Source organism: Halothermothrix orenii H 168, from assembly GCF_000020485.1.
GTDB lineage: Bacteria > Bacillota > Halanaerobiia > Halanaerobiales > Halothermotrichaceae > Halothermothrix > Halothermothrix orenii.
Genome location: NC_011899.1, coordinates 1,697,835 through 1,715,710, shown reverse-complemented (window position 1 = coordinate 1,715,710; position 17,876 = coordinate 1,697,835). Strand labels below are relative to the sequence as shown.

15 protein-coding genes are annotated in these 17,876 nt (G+C 38.1%); 12 read left to right on the top strand and 3 right to left on the bottom strand.

What is annotated here, in order from left to right:
- Positions 1 to 148 precede the first annotated feature (148 nt).
- Both HORE_RS08340 and HORE_RS08335 read left to right on the top strand, forming a co-directional pair.
- Entirely contained in the window at positions 149 to 1,408 is a 1,260-nt protein-coding gene (locus HORE_RS08340; RefSeq protein WP_012636531.1) for a glycosyltransferase family 4 protein, read from the top strand.
- Positions 1,409 to 1,434: 26 nt separating this feature from the next.
- Positions 1,435 to 3,897 (top strand): mannose-1-phosphate guanyltransferase, encoded by a 2,463-nt coding sequence (locus tag HORE_RS08335; RefSeq protein ID WP_012636530.1) that lies wholly within the window; start codon positions 1,435 to 1,437, stop codon positions 3,895 to 3,897.
- Between the two features lie 200 nt (positions 3,898 to 4,097).
- Here the strand turns inward: HORE_RS08335 and HORE_RS08330 are convergent, their stop codons facing one another.
- The 3 genes from HORE_RS08330 to HORE_RS08320 all read right to left on the bottom strand — a co-directional run bounded on the left by HORE_RS08330 (position 4,098) and on the right by HORE_RS08320 (position 5,900).
- Entirely contained in the window at positions 4,098 to 4,895 is a 798-nt protein-coding gene (locus tag HORE_RS08330) for a family 1 encapsulin nanocompartment shell protein (protein ID WP_012636529.1), read from the bottom strand.
- Between the two features lie 17 nt (positions 4,896 to 4,912).
- On the bottom strand, positions 4,913 to 5,260 hold the full coding sequence (locus tag HORE_RS08325; protein ID WP_012636528.1) for a ferritin-like domain-containing protein: 348 nt from the start codon (positions 5,258 to 5,260) through the stop codon (positions 4,913 to 4,915).
- Positions 5,261 to 5,333: 73 nt separating this feature from the next.
- Entirely contained in the window at positions 5,334 to 5,900 is a 567-nt protein-coding gene (locus HORE_RS08320) for a nitroreductase family protein (protein ID WP_012636527.1), read from the bottom strand.
- Positions 5,901 to 6,186: 286 nt separating this feature from the next.
- Between HORE_RS08320 and HORE_RS08315 the strand changes: the two genes are divergently transcribed.
- The 10 genes from HORE_RS08315 (at position 6,187) to rpoN (ending at position 17,717) form a co-directional block, all read left to right on the top strand.
- Positions 6,187 to 7,299: an ABC transporter substrate-binding protein gene (locus HORE_RS08315; protein WP_012636526.1), complete on the top strand. Its 1,113-nt coding sequence runs from the start codon at positions 6,187 to 6,189 to the stop codon at positions 7,297 to 7,299.
- Positions 7,286 to 9,442: an HD-GYP domain-containing protein gene (locus HORE_RS12510; protein WP_012636525.1), complete on the top strand. Its 2,157-nt coding sequence runs from the start codon at positions 7,286 to 7,288 to the stop codon at positions 9,440 to 9,442. The genes HORE_RS08315 and HORE_RS12510 overlap by 14 nt, the downstream gene beginning before the upstream one ends.
- Positions 9,443 to 9,488: 46 nt before the next feature.
- Positions 9,489 to 10,424, top strand: a complete 936-nt coding sequence (locus tag HORE_RS08305; protein WP_226984151.1) for a phytoene/squalene synthase family protein — start codon at positions 9,489 to 9,491, stop codon at positions 10,422 to 10,424.
- Between the two features lie 81 nt (positions 10,425 to 10,505).
- Positions 10,506 to 11,297 (top strand): hypothetical protein, encoded by a 792-nt coding sequence (locus tag HORE_RS08300; RefSeq protein WP_012636523.1) that lies wholly within the window; start codon positions 10,506 to 10,508, stop codon positions 11,295 to 11,297.
- The gene (locus tag HORE_RS08295) at positions 11,297 to 12,037 is read left to right on the top strand and encodes a PHP domain-containing protein (RefSeq protein WP_012636522.1); all 741 of its coding nucleotides are present in this window, start codon (positions 11,297 to 11,299) and stop codon (positions 12,035 to 12,037) included. Before HORE_RS08300 ends, HORE_RS08295 begins: the two co-directional genes overlap by 1 nt.
- 83 nt (positions 12,038 to 12,120) lie before the next feature.
- Entirely contained in the window at positions 12,121 to 13,047 is a 927-nt protein-coding gene (locus tag HORE_RS08290; protein ID WP_012636521.1) for a diacylglycerol/lipid kinase family protein, read from the top strand.
- Between the two features lie 249 nt (positions 13,048 to 13,296).
- Complete coding sequence (gene rapZ, locus HORE_RS08285; protein WP_012636520.1) at positions 13,297 to 14,148, top strand: RNase adapter RapZ; 852 nt, start codon at positions 13,297 to 13,299, stop codon at positions 14,146 to 14,148.
- Positions 14,149 to 14,190: 42 nt separating this feature from the next.
- Complete coding sequence (locus HORE_RS08280; RefSeq protein ID WP_012636519.1) at positions 14,191 to 15,456, top strand: gluconeogenesis factor YvcK family protein; 1,266 nt, start codon at positions 14,191 to 14,193, stop codon at positions 15,454 to 15,456.
- Positions 15,457 to 15,464: 8 nt separating this feature from the next.
- A complete protein-coding gene (gene whiA, locus HORE_RS08275; RefSeq protein WP_012636518.1) occupies positions 15,465 to 16,406 on the top strand; it encodes a DNA-binding protein WhiA in 942 nt (313 codons plus the stop codon).
- Positions 16,407 to 17,717 carry an RNA polymerase factor sigma-54 gene (gene rpoN, locus HORE_RS08270; protein ID WP_012636517.1) on the top strand — a complete coding sequence of 437 codons (1,311 nt, stop codon included), beginning with the start codon at positions 16,407 to 16,409 and terminating at the stop codon, positions 17,715 to 17,717.
- Positions 17,718 to 17,876 lie beyond the last annotated feature (159 nt).

Here is a 17,876-nt window from a genome sequence, read left to right as displayed (position 1 = left end):
CCTTTTTTGGGTGCATTTATTATTAATATGTTTGTTCCGGTCTTTATTTATGCACTAACTGTCCTTTAATTATGCGCCGGGAATTGAATAAAATAGACCTCTTTGGAAATATTAAGAATCGTAATGTTAATAATGGGAGGTAATTGATGTGAAAGTTCTGATGCTTTCCTGGGAATACCCGCCGGTAAGTTTCGGTGGTTTAGCCCGTCATGTTCAGGATTTAAGTGAAGCCCTTGTTGAGCAGGGACATCAGGTCTATGTTATAACCCAGGGTAGTAGTGACACCTCTGAAAAAGAAGAAATAAATGGTGTTAGAGTCCTCAGGACAGCCCCGGTTCAGGTTAATGCCAACAATTTTGTCGACTATATTTTGCAGTTGAATTTTCAGATTCTGGAAAAGGCTTTTGGTCTTATGCCCGGGGGGATAGACATCATTCATGGCCATGACTGGCTAGTTTTCTGGAGTAGTAAGGTTATGAAACATGCCCTTAAAAAACCGCTGGTATATACCATTCATGCTACTGAATATGGACGCAACCACGGTATTTACAATGACATGCAGAGGTATATTAATGATCTTGAGTGGTATTCATGTTTCGAGGCCTGGAGGGTTATAGTCTGTAGTGATTATATGAATCAGGAAGTTAAAAACCTCTTCCAGCTTCCTTCTGATAAGGTTATCAAGATTGAAAATGGGGTAGACCCGGAAAAATATAAAGCCAGATGTACCCCCGAATTCAGACAAAAGTATGCTGACCCCAGTGAGGATATTGTTTTTTATGTTGGTAGAATGGTCAGGGAAAAAGGAGTTCAGGTTTTAATCAGGTCTATACCTGAAATATTGAAGGAACGGCCGGAGACAAAATTTATTATTGCCGGGAAGGGTCCCAATCTGGAACATTTAAAATCTCTTGCTGCCCATATAGGGGTAAGTGACAGAATATATTTTACCGGGTTTGTCAGTGATGAAGTCAGAAATAAACTTTATCAGGCAGCAGATATTGCTGTATTTCCAAGCCTTTATGAACCCTTTGGGATTGTGGCCCTTGAAGCTATGGCTACAAAAACACCTGTAGTTGTCAGTAATACCGGAGGCCTCAGTGAATTTGTCACCCATAACCAGAATGGAGTTAAGGTTAATGTTAATGATCCACACCACCTGGCCAGAGAAGTAATAGACTTACTTAAAGAAAAAAACAGGGCAAAGAAGCTTGCCAGAAATGGTTATAAGATGGTTGAGGAAGAATATAGTTGGAAGAAAATTGCCGGTAAAACGGCCAGGGTTTACCGGAATGTCCTGTCAGAATATGAGAATAGTAACTGGAATAAGAATAAAGAAAGAACATATATTAAGAATGAAGAAGATTCACCGGTTTACAGATATCTGTTTAAAAGAAAGTTCAGTTAATCCAGGTGTGAAAGGGGGATTACCTTTTGAAAGGTGTAATTATGGCCGGCGGGCAGGGTTCGAGGTTACGTCCGCTAACATGTAACCTACCCAAGCCCATGGTTCCTGTGATGAATTATCCGGTTATGGAATATATCATAACCCTTTTAAAAAATTATGGCATAAAAGATATTGCTGTCACAACTTATTATCTTCCGAACAAAATTGAGAGTTATTTTGGTGATGGTAGTAAATGGGGGGTAAACCTCCATTATTTTGTTGAAAAAGAACCCCTGGGGACAGCCGGAAGTGTTGCTAATGCCAGGGATTTTTTAGATGAACCTTTTATGGTTATAAGTGGTGACGCCATTACAGATTTTGACCTGGGAGAAGCAATTTCCTTTCATCAGGAAAAGGGGGCTTCAGCTACTATAGTTCTGGCCAGGGTTAAAACCCCACTGGATTATGGGGTGGTTATTACCGATGAAAGGGGTAGAATAGTCAGATTTTTGGAAAAACCAAACTGGGGGCAGGTTTTCAGTGACACCGTCAATACCGGAATATATGTCCTGGAGCCCGAAATTTTTGATCTCTATGATAAGGGTATTAACTTTGATTTCAGTAAAGACCTGTTTCCTTTAATGCTTGAAAAAAACTGGAACTTATATGGAATTTCACTTAAAGGTTACTGGAATGATATTGGGAGTCTTGAAGAGTATATCAACACCAATTTTGATTTCTTTAAAGGAGAAATTGATTTACCGCTTGAAGCCTGTTGTGTCCTGGATAACAATATCTGGCTTCAGGATGGGGTTGAAATAGATGAAACGGCTGAACTGGAAGGTCCACTCTTTATTGGGGAAGGGACCAGGATTGGTAAAGGGGCCCGGGTAGCAAATTCAATAATAGGACGTAACAATTATATTCAACCCCATGCTTCCATTAAGAAAAGCATTCTCTGGGATAATAATTTTGTTGGTGCCAATGCTGAAATCAGGGGAGCAGTAATTACAGAAAACGTGGTAGTCAGGGAACGGGGTAGTATTTTTGACCTGGCTGCCGTCGGGGAAAAGGTAGTAATCGGTGAAGAGAGCAAGGTTGCTCCCGGTATTAAAATCTGGCCTGAAAGGGAAATTGAGTCCAGAGTAGAGGTTAGAGACAATATCGTCTGGAGGCCCCGGTGGCAGAAAAAACTATTTACCAATACCGGGGTTATAGGGGAAGGGAATATCGATATTACCCCTGAATTTGTAACCAGACTGGCGGTAGCATTTGCCTCGACTATAGATAGAAATAAAAGTATAACGGTAAGTTCAGATACATATGGACTGACCAGTGCATTAAAAAGGGCGGTTATTTCCGGGATTCAACTGGCAGGGCGAAATGTCCTGGAGCTCGGGGAGATTACTACAGCTGTAGCCAGATATGGGATTATTAATATGCAGGCAGGAGGCGGTATTCATATCCGGTTAAGTTATAATAATCCTGAGAAAGTAGTTCTGGAGTTTATGAATGAAAAAGGGGTAAATTTACCGGCTCCGGACCAGAAAAGGGTTGAAAAAAAGTTCTTTACAGAGGATTATAACAGAGCTCCTGTAAATGACATAGGTGATTATGCCCTGGTTCCAGAAATGGTAAATGAATATTTATATGGCATTCTCGATACAGTTGATACTGAAGCCATTAAACGTAACTATTTCAGTGTGGTGATTGACTATGAATATGATAGTTTAAACCATCTCTTACCCCTGTTATTAAAAAGACTAAATTGTCAAATGTTATCTACCAGAAATTATTCCCGGACCGGTCGACCTTTAAGCCTTCAAGAAAGGCTGGAAGCAAGAGATAAGGTTAGCAGGATATTGAATGAGAATGAGGCAGATCTGGGGATTATTGTTGACCATAATGCTGAAAGATTAAATCTTGTTGCCGGAAATAAACAGGTACTGGACCCCTTCAAATACCAGGTAATGCTTTCTTACCTGTTGTTAGAAAGGGGAGTCAAAAAATTATTTGTTCCCTTTAATTCTCCCAAGGTAATTGAAAATATAGCCGATGATTATGATGCCGATGTTGTTTATACTCCTCTGGCCCCCCAGGTTTCCATGGAAAAGTATATGGTTTATGAACACAACCCATTTAAGTTTTATCCCTTTAATGATGCCATAGCTGCTCTGGTATTAATCCTGGAAAAAATGGCAGTGGAGAATATATCTTTTGAGCAATTACTCAACCGCCTTCCCGAGTTTTACCTGGAAAGGGTTGAAATACCCTGTGAATGGCACGACAAGGGTCGGGTTATGAGGAGGCTGGCTGAAGAAGCCAGGGACAATACTGAACTGGTTGATGGTATTAAGTTTAACCATAGAAACGGCTGGGCCCTGGTTATACCCGATAATGAGGAACCAGTCTTTCATATCTTTGCCGAAGGTCAGGATGAAGAAACAGCCGAGAGTTTAACCGGTTTTTATATAGAAAAGGTAAAAAGGTTAATAGATAAGGATAATTAATAAATAAGATATGGTTTTAACAATTTATTTTTATGGTAAAATATTAAATAAAAAATGGAGACGATTTCTATTAAAAAAATGGCCTGATGGAGCAGGCCATTTTTTGTGTTCATACATAAATTAAACTTATATTAAGTTTGTTCTAAATGTTATATATGTTTAATGTTATATATGTAACGATACATATATATGATTAACCTTTAGTCAGTTGCCTTTAAAACTACCGCTGCTTCCGGGGTATTAACCCTGAAGGTAAAGGATTCCAGTAAGAAAAATTCTAATTCATCACCGAACTGACCGGAAAAGCCAATGGCTATATCCTGACCGACTATCAGTTCAAAATCCCCTCCCCGTTTTGATAGAAGAAGGCCATAACCTTCCAGGTCAGGTGTAAAAAGAATGTCACCACCGATTATATCACTGATTCTTTTTTCAAGGGGATAACCCCTGTCATTCCTGGTATACAGGGAGTGGTAAAGTTCAGGTCCCAGCAACAGTGTATAGGGGCCATTGACACCTGCCTTTACCAGATTGTTAATACCTTCAGCAACAGATGATATAAGCCCGGTTGCAGGTGTATCAAGGGTCTGGCCGGAAGAATTAACTAATCCACTTATCCCCGCTGAATCCATTCCAAAGAAAATAGCTTTATTCTCAATGCGTGCCAGTTCATTTGCTGATTCAAGTAAATTATCGATATTGACATCTTCTGCTCCGCGGACAAAGGCCTCCAGCTCTTCCAGATGAAGTCTGAAAGGTATTTCAACCTCTACAAGGGGTAGAACCTGTCTTTGAAATATGCTGGCTCCTTCCGCTTTATCTTCCAGGGCAGTTCTGCGACCGGTGTTAACAGCTGCATATTTGATTCCTTTAGGACCGACAAAATCAACTGCTTTACGGGCTGATAATTTAAGTTTTAATACCCTTCTGGCCTCTTTATCAATAAACTCCCAGGCATCAGGGGTTATTGGGGCCAGTGAGCGTTTTAAATTAACCATAAGTTTGTATTCCCTCCTTATTTAGTATTCCTGAGGCCCAGAGAACCATCGGTGGTTTCTGTGTTCTCCTGGTTTTCTTCCTCTTCTTCCAGTGAAGCTATATCACCTTCAGAGAAAAGGAATTTTTTTAGATTTTCATGCCAGGCAGGATATTTTCTTCGTAACCATTCTAATCCCATACAGGCATGTTCAATTTCTTCATCCCGGTTATGTTCTACAATTGCTTTTAATTGTGGGTCATTGGTCACTGCTGCCCGTTGATGGTACCAGTCAACCGCCTCTAATTCCTCAATAACACTCCTGATCATGCGATGGAATTCTCTGGCTTCTTCCGGCAAATTCTCTTCATGGTAAGTATTAGCCATTGTTTAACCCCCTTTCTAAAATATTTTTACAGGTGCTTATTAATTTTAACAATTTTCCCATAATTATTTATATTTAAGAATGGTAATGATTATGAAAGACAATCTTCTCGAGCGGTAAGCGGACAGGTCTTTTTAGTTCCCTTTCTTTCTGGTTATCAGTCAGGTTAGGATTATCTCCTTTTCTATGTTTTCCAATTATAATGAGGGTTATAACAGTTTTTTCATCAGGTATATTCAGAATCTTTTTTACTTTATCTTCATCATAACCGGCAATTGGATGGGCTACCAGGTTCAGTTCAGTTGCCCTGAGAATAAGATTAGCACAGGATAGTCCTACGTCAAAAAGAAAGTATTCACGACCGGACACAACACAGTCCATATCCTTGCTGCTTACAACGGCAATAATTAGAGAACCATCTTTAGCCCAGGCATTTCCATCGGGTAGACTGGTATGGAGTGTTTTTAGTTGTCTTTTGTTATAAACAAAAACATATCTCCAGGGTTGTTTATTAAAACATGATGGAGCCAGAGAAGCAGCCCGCCCCAGTTGATTGATTAAATCGTCAGTGATATCAACTTTATCCAGAGAGCGGTAGGCCCTTCTATTTTCTATAGCTGTTGAGACTTCTATGGAATTCACCTCCTTCTAAAAGTTCCAAAAAATAAAGAAATTAATAACATTTATAAATATATTATACCAGAATTCTTTAACAAAAGAAACAAAATAAACTCAATTGGTTTCTTTTTTAAAAATAAATACACTTTAGTGTTATCAAAAAAGTTATTAATACCGTCATGATAGTATTCATAAGTCTGATTCCTACTATATTCCTAGTCTATTTTTATCTTATAGATAGAGCAGGAACTTTAACATTTATAAAGAATTATGTAAAAGGATGTAATATCTTAGATGGGAATGATGTTTTATGTCTTTTTCGAAAAATATAATATTTATTGCTTTGGTTTTAACAATAGTGTTAATTAGTGCTGTTTTAATTTACAGATCACAACAACCACTTAAAATAGGGGTAATCTACTATAGCTCCGAGTTTTTTGGTCCAACAGGTGTACCCCGGATAACTGAATTATTAAACAACAACAAGAACATTTCAAAAAAGGTTAATATCTATTATGCTGCCTTAACAGAACAAGGGGATAATGTCCAGGATGTTATTAGCTCCTTTTATAAAAAAGGTATAAATATTATCATCGGGCCTACTACTAGCAGCCAGGCACAGAAAATACTACCCTATCTGGAGAGATATAATATGCTGGCAATTGCCCCTGAGGTAACCTCCCCCAGTGTTCTGGGGGTATCGGATAATCTATACTCAATAGTTCCCAGTGACCGGGTTTTAGCTGATATTATGGCTGAATTAATTTTCCAGGATAAAATAAATAAAGTCGGGATTTTTTATGATTCCAATAATCCTATTTTTTCAAAAACATTTATTAATTATTTTAAACAGAATTATCAGGGAACAGTCAGTTTTACAGGTGAAGTTAAGGGGATTGAATTTTATTCTGATTATGAAAGTCTTAAGAGTATAGATGGTATTTTATTACTTACCAGCCCCATGCAGAGTGCTATTCTGGTACAGCGCCTGAAAAAAATAAATCCTGATATTAAGTTTTATGGGGGGGATTATTCAAATAGTAAGGCTCTGATCGAGTACGGTGGTGAGGCTGCAGAGGGCATCAAAATTTTTTCTTTATACGATAAAGTATATTTTGAAACATATAACAATACATTTGCAAAATCTTTAGAGAAGAGAGGTATTTTACCCTGTCAGGATTTCATAAATTATTATGATGCTATCTTACTGGCAATAAATTTAGTTAATTCATATGGAAATGATGTTGACAATCTCAAAGAGCATATAAAGGAATACACATTTGAGGGCATTGGAGGTACAATTTATATTTCTGAAGATGGGCTAGTTTATAGAAAAATTTCAATACTTACAGTAAATAATAGCAGATTCGTAACTGACCGGGTAATTAATACAGAGAGAGGTCGTCGGCATGGTAAAAAGTAAGAGTATTAAAAAAGTCGTTAAAAGTAATAGAGTTGTTTTAAAGTTTCTGGTAGTACTTATTATATTTACATATGGGCTTTATATTTATAATATTTATGCCACTACCCGGAAATCAGTAAGGAGTCTTTATGAATTAAATTACAATATGCTAAATAATTATATAAATAAATCTATTCGACAGACAAAGGAAGTTTCTGCTTTACCCCTTCATCTTATTCCTAATTTTGTTAAATTTAATGAAAATGTTCATTCAGTCCATATCATTGACCAACAGGGGGTCATTACCTATTCCTATCCATATAAAAGCCTGGTTGATGTTTCCTATAATAACCTTCCCATTATAGTAAGAGCCCTGGAGACAGGGGAGTTACAGACTCAGATTCTTTCTTATAGCCTCGGGCAATACGGAACTGCCCTGGGGATTGTTTATCCGGTCGATAATAAATTATATATGGTTAATTATTCCTTTAACCCGGTTTTTCATGAGATTTCCAATTCATCACTGTTTGTTACCACAGACAGTAGAGGAAATATAATTATAACTAATTCCTCCGGGGGGCTTTTTCCAACCAATTTATCCAGAAAAGATGGTATAATACCTTTAGAAAAACTTGTAGTTATTAACAGGGAGATGAAATCAATTTCCAGCAGGTTATATTTTGTATATTATATAGATGAATATATTAATAGGGCCTTTGATTTAGGCCTGTTATCCCTGTTTTTACTTTCTATAATTGTCTTTGTGTTCCGTTTTTCGCGGAATAATTACCGGGTGATTATGGAAGATATCCAGTTACTTGAAAATAAATCGAGAGATTTAATAAATGCTATAGAAGGCCATCGTAGTAAACTGGTAAAGATAGATAAAGAATTTAATGCTATGAATTTACTCGGTCAGACCCTGGAGAAAGCAAAGACTAATTTCAGGGAAACAAAATATGCCTTTACCTCATACAAAAAGATGGTTAATGAGATGTTGCGGTTACTGGAAGAAGTTACTATGCAGAATGAAGAAATTTCAGCAATGAATCAGGAAATATCAGTTTCCTATGAGGCCATTAACACATACCAGAATAAGATACTGGCGATTATCGATCTCTTGAGCAAAATAGACCCTGAAGCTCCTTTGAAAGGGTTTTTGCAGGATATTGTTCAGCTTGCGGTGGAATTAATACCTGCTGCCGATGCCGGTAGTGCCGGTATAAAAGAGGGAAAATATTTTAAGTTTCTGGCCCAGTATGGGTATGATGATTTACTGACAGAAGTTGATTTTCCCGAAGAAATCCTCATGTGCAGTGAAAATCCGGTTATCTTTAAAAATGTTAATAATAGTTACCTGGAAAAAAATCCAGAAGAATATAAAAGGGTATTTGCTGAGGTAGGCTCCAGTAGAATAAAATCAACCCTGGTGGTTGGTTTAAAAACTCAGGACATTATCGGTAATATTTTTATCGATACTTTTCAGGCAGAAAAAGAATTTACCAGTGAAGATAAAAGGGTGCTTGAGGCTATATCCAAGGTTTCATCTATATTAATATACCTTAAATTATCCTTAACTGAACTTGATGAGACATATCTAGGTGTTATTAAGGCCCTGGCCGATGCCGTTGAATTGAAAGATAAATATACTAAAGGTCACTCTGAAAGGGTTGCCAGATATAGTTTGAAACTGGGGGAATACCTCAATTTATCACCAGAACGGCTAAGGGTTTTAAAAGAAGCAGCTCTTTTACATGACATAGGGAAAATAGGTGTCCCTGATTTGATATTAAATAAACCGGGTAAATTAAATGACAGGGAATATGTCCAGGTCAGAAAGCATTCTGTTTATGGAAGCAGGATTCTGGAAAATGTCAATAACTTTGAGCGGGTGGCCAGTATAGTCAGGCACCACCATGAAAGATGGGATGGTCATGGTTACCCCGATGGGCTTAAAGGTAAAGAAATCCCTCTGGAATCAAGGATTATAGCATTATTTGATGCCTTTGATACTATATTGACCAGTCGATCTTACAAAGATGCTTTACCCTTTGAGTATGCTATTAAGGAAGTCAGGGAGAATGCTGGAACTCAGTTTGACCCGGAACTGACCGGAAAATTTTTAGATGTTGTAACTGAAGAGTGGGTACTTAGTTCATCATGATGAGGTGTTGTTTTAAATGGTTGATTCCTTAAAATTTTGCAAAAAAATGCTGCCAAAGGTTTCAAGAAGTTTTGCCCTTACCATACCATTACTTGATGATAAGCTTTATATGCCTGTTTTGACTGTATACCTTCAGGATAGATTACTGGATAATTTTGAAGATGAAGTTAAGGGGATAGATATTGATACCAGAAAAGATTTAATGGATAGTGTAGTTGCCCTTTTTGACCCGGATAATGAGGGAACAAATTATATTTGCAACCGGTTAAAGGGCTATTCTGACTATATTCCTGATAATGATTTACAGGCCTTGACCGAAGGGTGCCATTTGTTAAAAGAAGTATACCAGAATTTACCCCATAAGGTTCAGAGGCTATCCTTTAAATGGTTAAATGAGATGAATGAGGGAATGAAAAAATACTTAACTCTCAAGATTAAAACCTTTGAAGAACTTGATGAATATTGTTATTATGTAGCCGGTACAGTTGGAGGATTTTTAACTGAACTGGTACTCCTTTACGGTGATATCCATGATCATAAACAGAAGGAAGATCTCTTAGAAAATTTCACAGAGGCCGGGTTGTTTCTGCAGAAAATAAATATAATCAGGGATATAAAAATAGATTTAGAGGAACGGAACAAATCTTTCTGGCCCATGGAAGAACTGGGATTATCGGATGAAAAAATTTTAAATCCTGATTATAAAGAAGATGCCAGCCGTGCCCTCAGGGTAATGCTTTCTAATGCAAAGGGGCATATTGAAGGACTGGCTACATACTTTGAAGCCATACCTGATAATCTGCCGGGTTACAGGAAATTTTTCAGTGTTAATAATGCACTGGGAATAGCTACCCTCGAGGAACTCGAAGGAAACCTTAAACTCTTTTACGGACGGGGCAAGGTGAAAGTCAGTAAAATGAAATTCCTGAAAATACTAAATGATCCTGTTAAATTCTTCAGACAGATGGTAATAAGATATTAGCGGAGTCAAAATATATTGACAGGTATAATTCTCCCGGGTGCCGGAAATAATTAATACAAAAGCTACCCGGGGGGTGATTTTATGAAGTACAGGGAGTATTTTATCAATCCATTTGTGGTTGGAGCTGTTTTTGGTATAATAACAGGAAACCCTTCCCTGGGTCTGGTTGTTGCCGGGTTTACAGCCCTTATATGGGGTCTGGAACCGGGCATGAATTTTATTACCCTGACTACTATTTTACTGGTCATTTTAACCGGTAATATTAATATGGAACTCATTTTTTTATACTCGCTGACCCTGGCCTATTTTATAAGGGAGGGTAAAGTATTAAAAATTCTTGATAAAAAAACAGCCTATGTTCTGTTGTTTTTTATATCAACAGGGTGTTATTTTCTATGGAAGTTTATACTGGGTTTAATTCCGGTTCAGCTTCTAAATGAAATTAATATTTCCGGGGAAATATTACTTACTGCCGGATTGCTTCTGTCTTTTGTCCGGGGTAAAGAATTGATCGGAGATAGTCCCCGGAAGTTTCTTAAGCATATTCTTGTTATATTAACAGCTGTTATAGCCATAAAGGGAAGCTGGTTTTTTGTAGGGGCGTGGTTTTTCGGTAATTTTATTCTTTCATATCTCATTTACCATGATATTAAGTTTCAACCCCCTCCATTTTTTTTGCTGGGGGTGTTAGGGCTTTTAACCCTTATAGCAATATATTACCTTTTACCTTTAAATCCTGTAATTATATTAACATTTTTGACCGGTTCCATTTATTTTATTAAAAAATATCGGGAAAGGGTTCCTATTATGGAAACGGTTTATGTTGCCTTTTTTCTGGGGATACTCGCCGGACGAATGGGGTTGTTGAGTTAATGAGGTTTATCGGTGATTATCATACCCACTCCCAATATAGTCATGGAAAAGGAGATTTAAGGGAAAATGTCGAAGAAGGTATATTAAAGGGATTACAGGAGATAGGTATTGCCGATCACGGGCCACGTTCCTTCAGTATTATTCCTCTGGGGGTTAAAAAGGCTGAAACCCTTTTGGAGATAAAAAAAGAGGTAGACAGGCTTCAGGGGGAATACCCGGGGATTAAAATACTCTGTGGTGTTGAAGCCAATATAATTAATGGAGAAGGGGAACTGGATGTACCCCATGAAGTCCTAAAGGAGCTGGATTTTGTTGCCGCTGGCCTTCATCTCCTGATATTACCCCCTGATTTAAAAACAGCCAGATACCTGATCTGGGATAACCGGATTAGCTATAAATGTTTTCCTTCCAGGCAAGAGGAGATCAGGAGTTGGAATACCAGGGCTGTTGTTAATGCCGTTAAAAGATATAATATTGACTTTATTACCCATCCGGGTTATGGGGTTGATATTGATACCTGTGAGCTGGGGCAGGTTTGTGCCGGGGAAGGCACTTTGCTGGAGATAAATACACGCCATTCCCGCCTTGAAGGCTTTATCAGGGCTGCCAGCCAGACAGAGGTTAAGTTTATTGTTAACAGTGATGCCCATTCCCCCCGGGAGGTGGGGGAGTTGGACAGGGGTTTAAAACTTATAAAAGAGGTGGGTATCTCCCCGGAAAGGGTAATTAATCTGGTGTAATTTGTATCAGGGTCTTCATAATTAGTTCGAGTTGTAAAACCGGAAGACGGTTTCCATGATTATATATATGGGGAGGAAACGGGATGGAAGAGACTATATTAGCTATAGTAAATCCCGTGTCTGCCGGGGGCAGAACCGGGAAAAAATGGCCGAAATACTTTAAAAAATTTCAAAGCTGTGGATTATCGATAAAACCTGTTTATACCTGCTATCCCGGTCACGCTACAACCATAGTCCGGCAGGGTTTCAAAGAGGGTTACAAAAAGGTAATGGCCGTTGGAGGAGATGGAACCATTAATGAAGTAGTAAACGGATTTTTTAAGGGGAAAGACCTTATTAACCCAGAAGCCAGATTGATTGTTTTTTCCCGGGGGACAGGCTCTGATTTTATTAAAAGCCTGGGGATAACCAGTAAATTTAAGGATATAATAAACATTATTAAAAACGGGGAAGTGGAATTTATTGATGTCGGCCTGGTTACTTATGTTACTCATAAAGGGAACCGGGATTCCAGATATTTTATTAACCTGGCTGATGTTGGAATCGGCAGTGAGACCGTGTATGAAGTTAATAAAGGTGACAAAGTACTGGGAGGGCCCATTACATATCTTCTTGGATTATTTAAGGTTCTGGCCCGTTATAAGAATAAGGTTATCAAATTGATTGTAGATGAAAAAGAAATATTAAATGAACGTATTAATAGCATCATGGTGGCCAATGGCAAGTATTTTGGTGGGGGAATAAAAATTGCTCCGACTGCCAGTCTCCGGGATGGATTATTTGATCTCGTTGTTTTAAAGGATTTAAACCGTAAAGAGATTCTTTCAAACCTGGTTAAGGCTTTCAAGGGTCTTCATTTATCACACCCTAAAGTCGACAGCCTCTCCTGTCAAAAAGTAATAATTGATTCCGGTGAGCAGGTACTACTGGAGATAGATGGGGAATCGATCGGAAGGTTACCGGCTACTTTTGAAATAATTGGCAGGAGATTACCTGTGTTATTGGTCTAAAGTATATTTACTTTTAACTACTGGTATTATACAATAATTATTGATATGTAATTTATATTAATGATATGTGATTTAAATTATTGATATGTGATTTATAAATATGAGACTTAATTAGTTTACAGGGTTAAAATGTGTTGTTTTATTGATTATGTACGGATGTTAAGAAAAGTTAAGACATTAGACTGTTGGCATATTGCTTTCATATTGTTTTGAAGATATGTTTAAAGATAGGTGAGAGGGGTAATAAACATGCAGTTTTTAATTGTTACCGGGATGTCGGGTGCCGGTAAATCGGTGGCTTTAAATTTCTTTGAGGATATGGGCTTTTTCTGTATCGATAACTTGCCTCCGGCCCTGATATCGAAATTTGCCGAGCTCTGTCTTCATTCTGAACTTGATAAAATAGCTGTTGTCAGTGACATCAGGGGAAGAGAATTTTTTAACGCCCTTTTCAGTGAGCTTTCTTCATTAGAAAAACGGGGAATTGATTATGAAATATTATTTCTGGAAGCCTCTGATGAGGTTTTGATAAGAAGATATAAAGAAACCAGAAGGCGTCACCCCCTGGATGAGGAAGGTCGGGTACTTGATGCCATTCGAAAGGAGAGGCATCTTCTGGAGGAAATAAAGGGTAAGGCCAATAAAATAATTGATACCTCTAAATTAAGTAAACAGGAGCTTAATCATGAATTAAAAAAGGTTTATTCATCATATTTTATCGGGAAACAGTCTATGTCTGTTACCATTATATCCTTTGGGTATAAATATGGTATACCCATGGATGCTGATCTGGTTTTTGATGTCAGGTTCCTGCCAAATCCCTATTATGTCAGGTCGCTTAAGGAGAGAACCGGTGAAGAGACCGTAGTCCAGGATTATATCCTTAAATGGCCGGTAACTCAGAAGTTTTATAAGAGATTTTTTGATATGATGGATTTTCTATTGCCGGAGTATAGCCGGGAAGGAAAAAGTCATTTTACTATTGCCATAGGTTGTACAGGAGGAAAGCATCGTTCTGTAACGACAGCTATTAAATTAAAAGAATTTTTGTTGAGCAAAGGATACCACGTTGTTGTGGAACATAAAGATATTAGTAAGTAAATGAATTTAAGGCAAAACCGTAAATCATAGAAGGTGTTTAGCATGAAGATTTTAAAATGGTTTTATCCCGGAATCGGTATTAAAAGGTGGTTATTCCTGGTCCTGCTGGGTTTAATGCTTATCTGGTCAGGAATTATTATCTTAATTGGGGATAAAATGATTTTTTTAATAAATAGATATATCGGGACCTATTTTGTAATTAATTCAGTAGTGGCCAGGGTAATTCTGGCTGTGATAATAATTGTACTGGGTGTTATACTAATTGGGGAGTCGATTAAAGGGGCTATCAGGACTTTCACCCGGGATAACCGGGAGGGAGATGAACTAATAGATAAGTTATACCGGACAAAGATGCTGGAAAAAGGACCCAGGATTGTGGCTCTGGGAGGGGGAACAGGCCTTTCAACCCTGTTACGGGGGTTAAAAGAATATACCAGTAATATAACAGCCATTGTCACAGTGGCTGATGATGGTGGTAGTTCAGGACGGCTCAGGGATGAGCTGGGGATGCTACCACCTGGGGATATCCGGAACTGCCTGGTGGCCCTGGCTGATACTGAACCCCTTATGGAAAGGCTTTTTCAGTACCGCTTCAGGGCAGACGGCACTCTTGATGGTCATAGTTTTGGTAACCTGTTTATAGCTTCTATGACTGAAGTTCTGGGGGATTTTGAACAGGCGGTTAAAGAATCGAGTAAGGTCCTGGCTATAAAGGGGCAGGTCCTGCCGGCAACCAATGAAGATGTCAGGTTAGGTGCTGTATATTCTGATAATACTGTCAGGATGGGGGAATCATCTATACCCCGGGAGCATAAAAAAATAAAGAGGGTCTTTTTACAACCAGGGGCCTGTCGACCAACAGATGATGCTTTGAATGCTATCAGGCAGGCAGATATTATTATAATTGGTCCCGGAAGTCTGTATACAAGTATTATGCCCAATTTACTGATCAAGGGGATTGCTGAAGAGATTAAAAATAGTACTGCCCTAAAAATGTATATCAGCAACGTAATGACTCAGCCCGGTGAGACCACCGGTTATAGAACCAGTGATCATATCCAGGCTATTATAGACCATGTTGGTAATGGCCTATTTGATTATGTTGTTGTAAACACTGGAGATATACCGAAAAACCTTGCCCAAAAATATAAAATGGAGGGATCTTATCCAGTTAAAGTTGACCGCAAGAAGGTTCTGAGTCAGGGGGTCAATATAATTAAAGGTGATCTGTTGTCCCGGGATGGTTATATCAGACATGATCCCTCTAAACTGGCTGAGACTATTTTAAAAGTATATCGAGGCAGGTGAACCATTTAATGTCTTTTACTGACCAGGTAAAACATGAGGTTTCCAGGCTTGAAAGTAACAATAAAATGTGTCAACTGGCAGAATTATCTGCCCTGATAATGATGAATGGCTCTATTCAGATAATTAATAAAAACCTGGCAGTAAAGGTACGGCTTTATCATGGTGACCTCGCCAGGAAGGTTTATAAATTGATAAAAGAACGGTTTGAACTCAATATTGAAATTATGGTAAGGCGTCGTAACCATTTTTCAACCTACCAGAATATTTATGATTTATTTTTACCTCCCCAGCCCGGGATTGAAGTCTTCTTGAAAAAGGTTGGAGTCCTTGATGAGGACCATAATCTATTGTTCAGGATAAAAAAGGAACTTGTGACCAGTAAGAGCTGTCAAAAATCATATGTTAGAGGGGCTTTTCTTGGAGGGGGTTCTGTCAATAACCCCCGTGGGGAGTACCACCTGGAGTTCAGGTGTGAACATGAGAGTTTTGCTGAGGATTTATTGATGTTGTTGAAACGGTTTGGCCTTGAGGGTCATCTTACCGAACACCGTAAAAAATATGTGGTTTATTTTAAGAGTTTCTCTGAAGTGGCAACCATTTTAAATATAATTGGTGCCCATAAGGCCCTGTTAAAATTAGAAGATAATAAGGTGTTAAAAGAGGTTAAAAACGGTGTAAACCGTAGGGTCAATTGTGAAACAGCCAATCTGGATAAAACAGTTAAAGCGGCTATGCTTCAACTTGAAGATATAGAATTAATTGAAAAAACCCGGGGGCTGGAGACACTGTCAAATAGCCTTCAGGAAATTGCTATAATTAGGAAAAAATACCCTTATGCCAGTTTAAAGGAACTGGGTAAGCTACTGGACCCTCCCCTGAGTAAATCGGGGGTAAATCACCGTTTAAGGAGGATAAAATCTATTGCTAATGAAATAAGGGGAGAGAGATAAATGGATTTAAGGTTTGACCTTGATCTTAATCAGAAACAGGAACTGGTGATGACCCCGAAATTGAAGCTGGCTATAAAACTTTTGCAGTATTCTTATCAGGAACTTGAGAATTACCTTGAAGAGGAGTTAAAGCGTAACCCCCTTTTAGAGAAAGAATCTTCAAATGGAGATTATTTTCAGAATCATAAGAATTATTCCGATTATGATTATAGTAATGACAGAAATAGTGATAATAATTATGAAAATTTTGTGACTTATAAAATTAATTTAACGGAATACCTCGAGTCTCAGTTGTATCAGGTCTGTGAAGATCACGAACTTAAAATTGCAAGATATATCATCGGTAACCTGGATGACAGGGGTTATTTAAGGACGACAGTAAGTGAAATCGGTCATCATTTTAAGGTAGAAGAAAGTGAAGTTGAGAAAGTTTTAAAGAAAGTGCAGCAGCTTGATCCAGTGGGGGTTGGGGCCCGGAATATTAGAGAAGCCCTCCTGGTAAAGCTGGGAAATCTGGGAGATGATGAAAACACTGAAATAGCTAAAAATATTGTGACTAACTTTCTGGATGAACTGGCCTCGGGTAAAATCAAGGAGATTATAAAAAAGATTAAAAAGGATAAAGAACAGGTTTTAAAGGCTATTAATTTAATAAAAGAGCTGGAACCCTACCCTGCTGCCGGTTTTGCTGCAAAAGAAAATACCGGTTTTATTGTCCCTGATGTTATTGTGAGAAAGGTTGAGGGGAAATTTGTGGTTGAAATGAACAGTAGCTTAACTCCCTCATTGAAAATAAACCCCTATTATTATAAAATGCTACAGGATGTTGGTGGGGAATCCCGGGAATACCTGGAGAAAAATTATAAGTCAGCCCTCTGGTTAATTAGATCAATAGAACAACGGCGAATAACAATTTACCGCATAGCTATGGCTATTACCAACCGTCAACAGGAATTTCTGGAAAAGGGTATAAAGTATTTAAAACCACTGACTATGGAAGAGCTGGCTGATACGCTGGGCATTCATGAATCCACAGTAAGCAGGGCTACAACCAGTAAATATATTCAAACCCCACAGGGGATTTACGAACTAAAGTTTTTTTTCAGTGGTGGGGTGAATGGGGTATCTACAACCAGTATTAAGGCCTATCTTAAGGAATATATAGATAAAGAAGGGGCAAAAAATCCCCTGAGTGATAAAAAACTGGCCAGAATTTTGAAAGATGAAATTGGTGTTAATATTTCCAGGAGGACTGTAGCCAAGTACCGGAAGCAAATGGGAATTCCTTCTTCCCGGAAACGGAAGAAGTAATTCTCCATTTTTTTTTTAAAAAAAAGAAGGAATTTTTGAATTGACATAGTATATAATATAATTGGAAGCAAAAAGGTTAAAAGTAAAAATAAACGACTTTTTTTATGTTACTGTCGGGACGGAATTGTTCCAGTGGGACAAGAATGTACCCGTTATGGT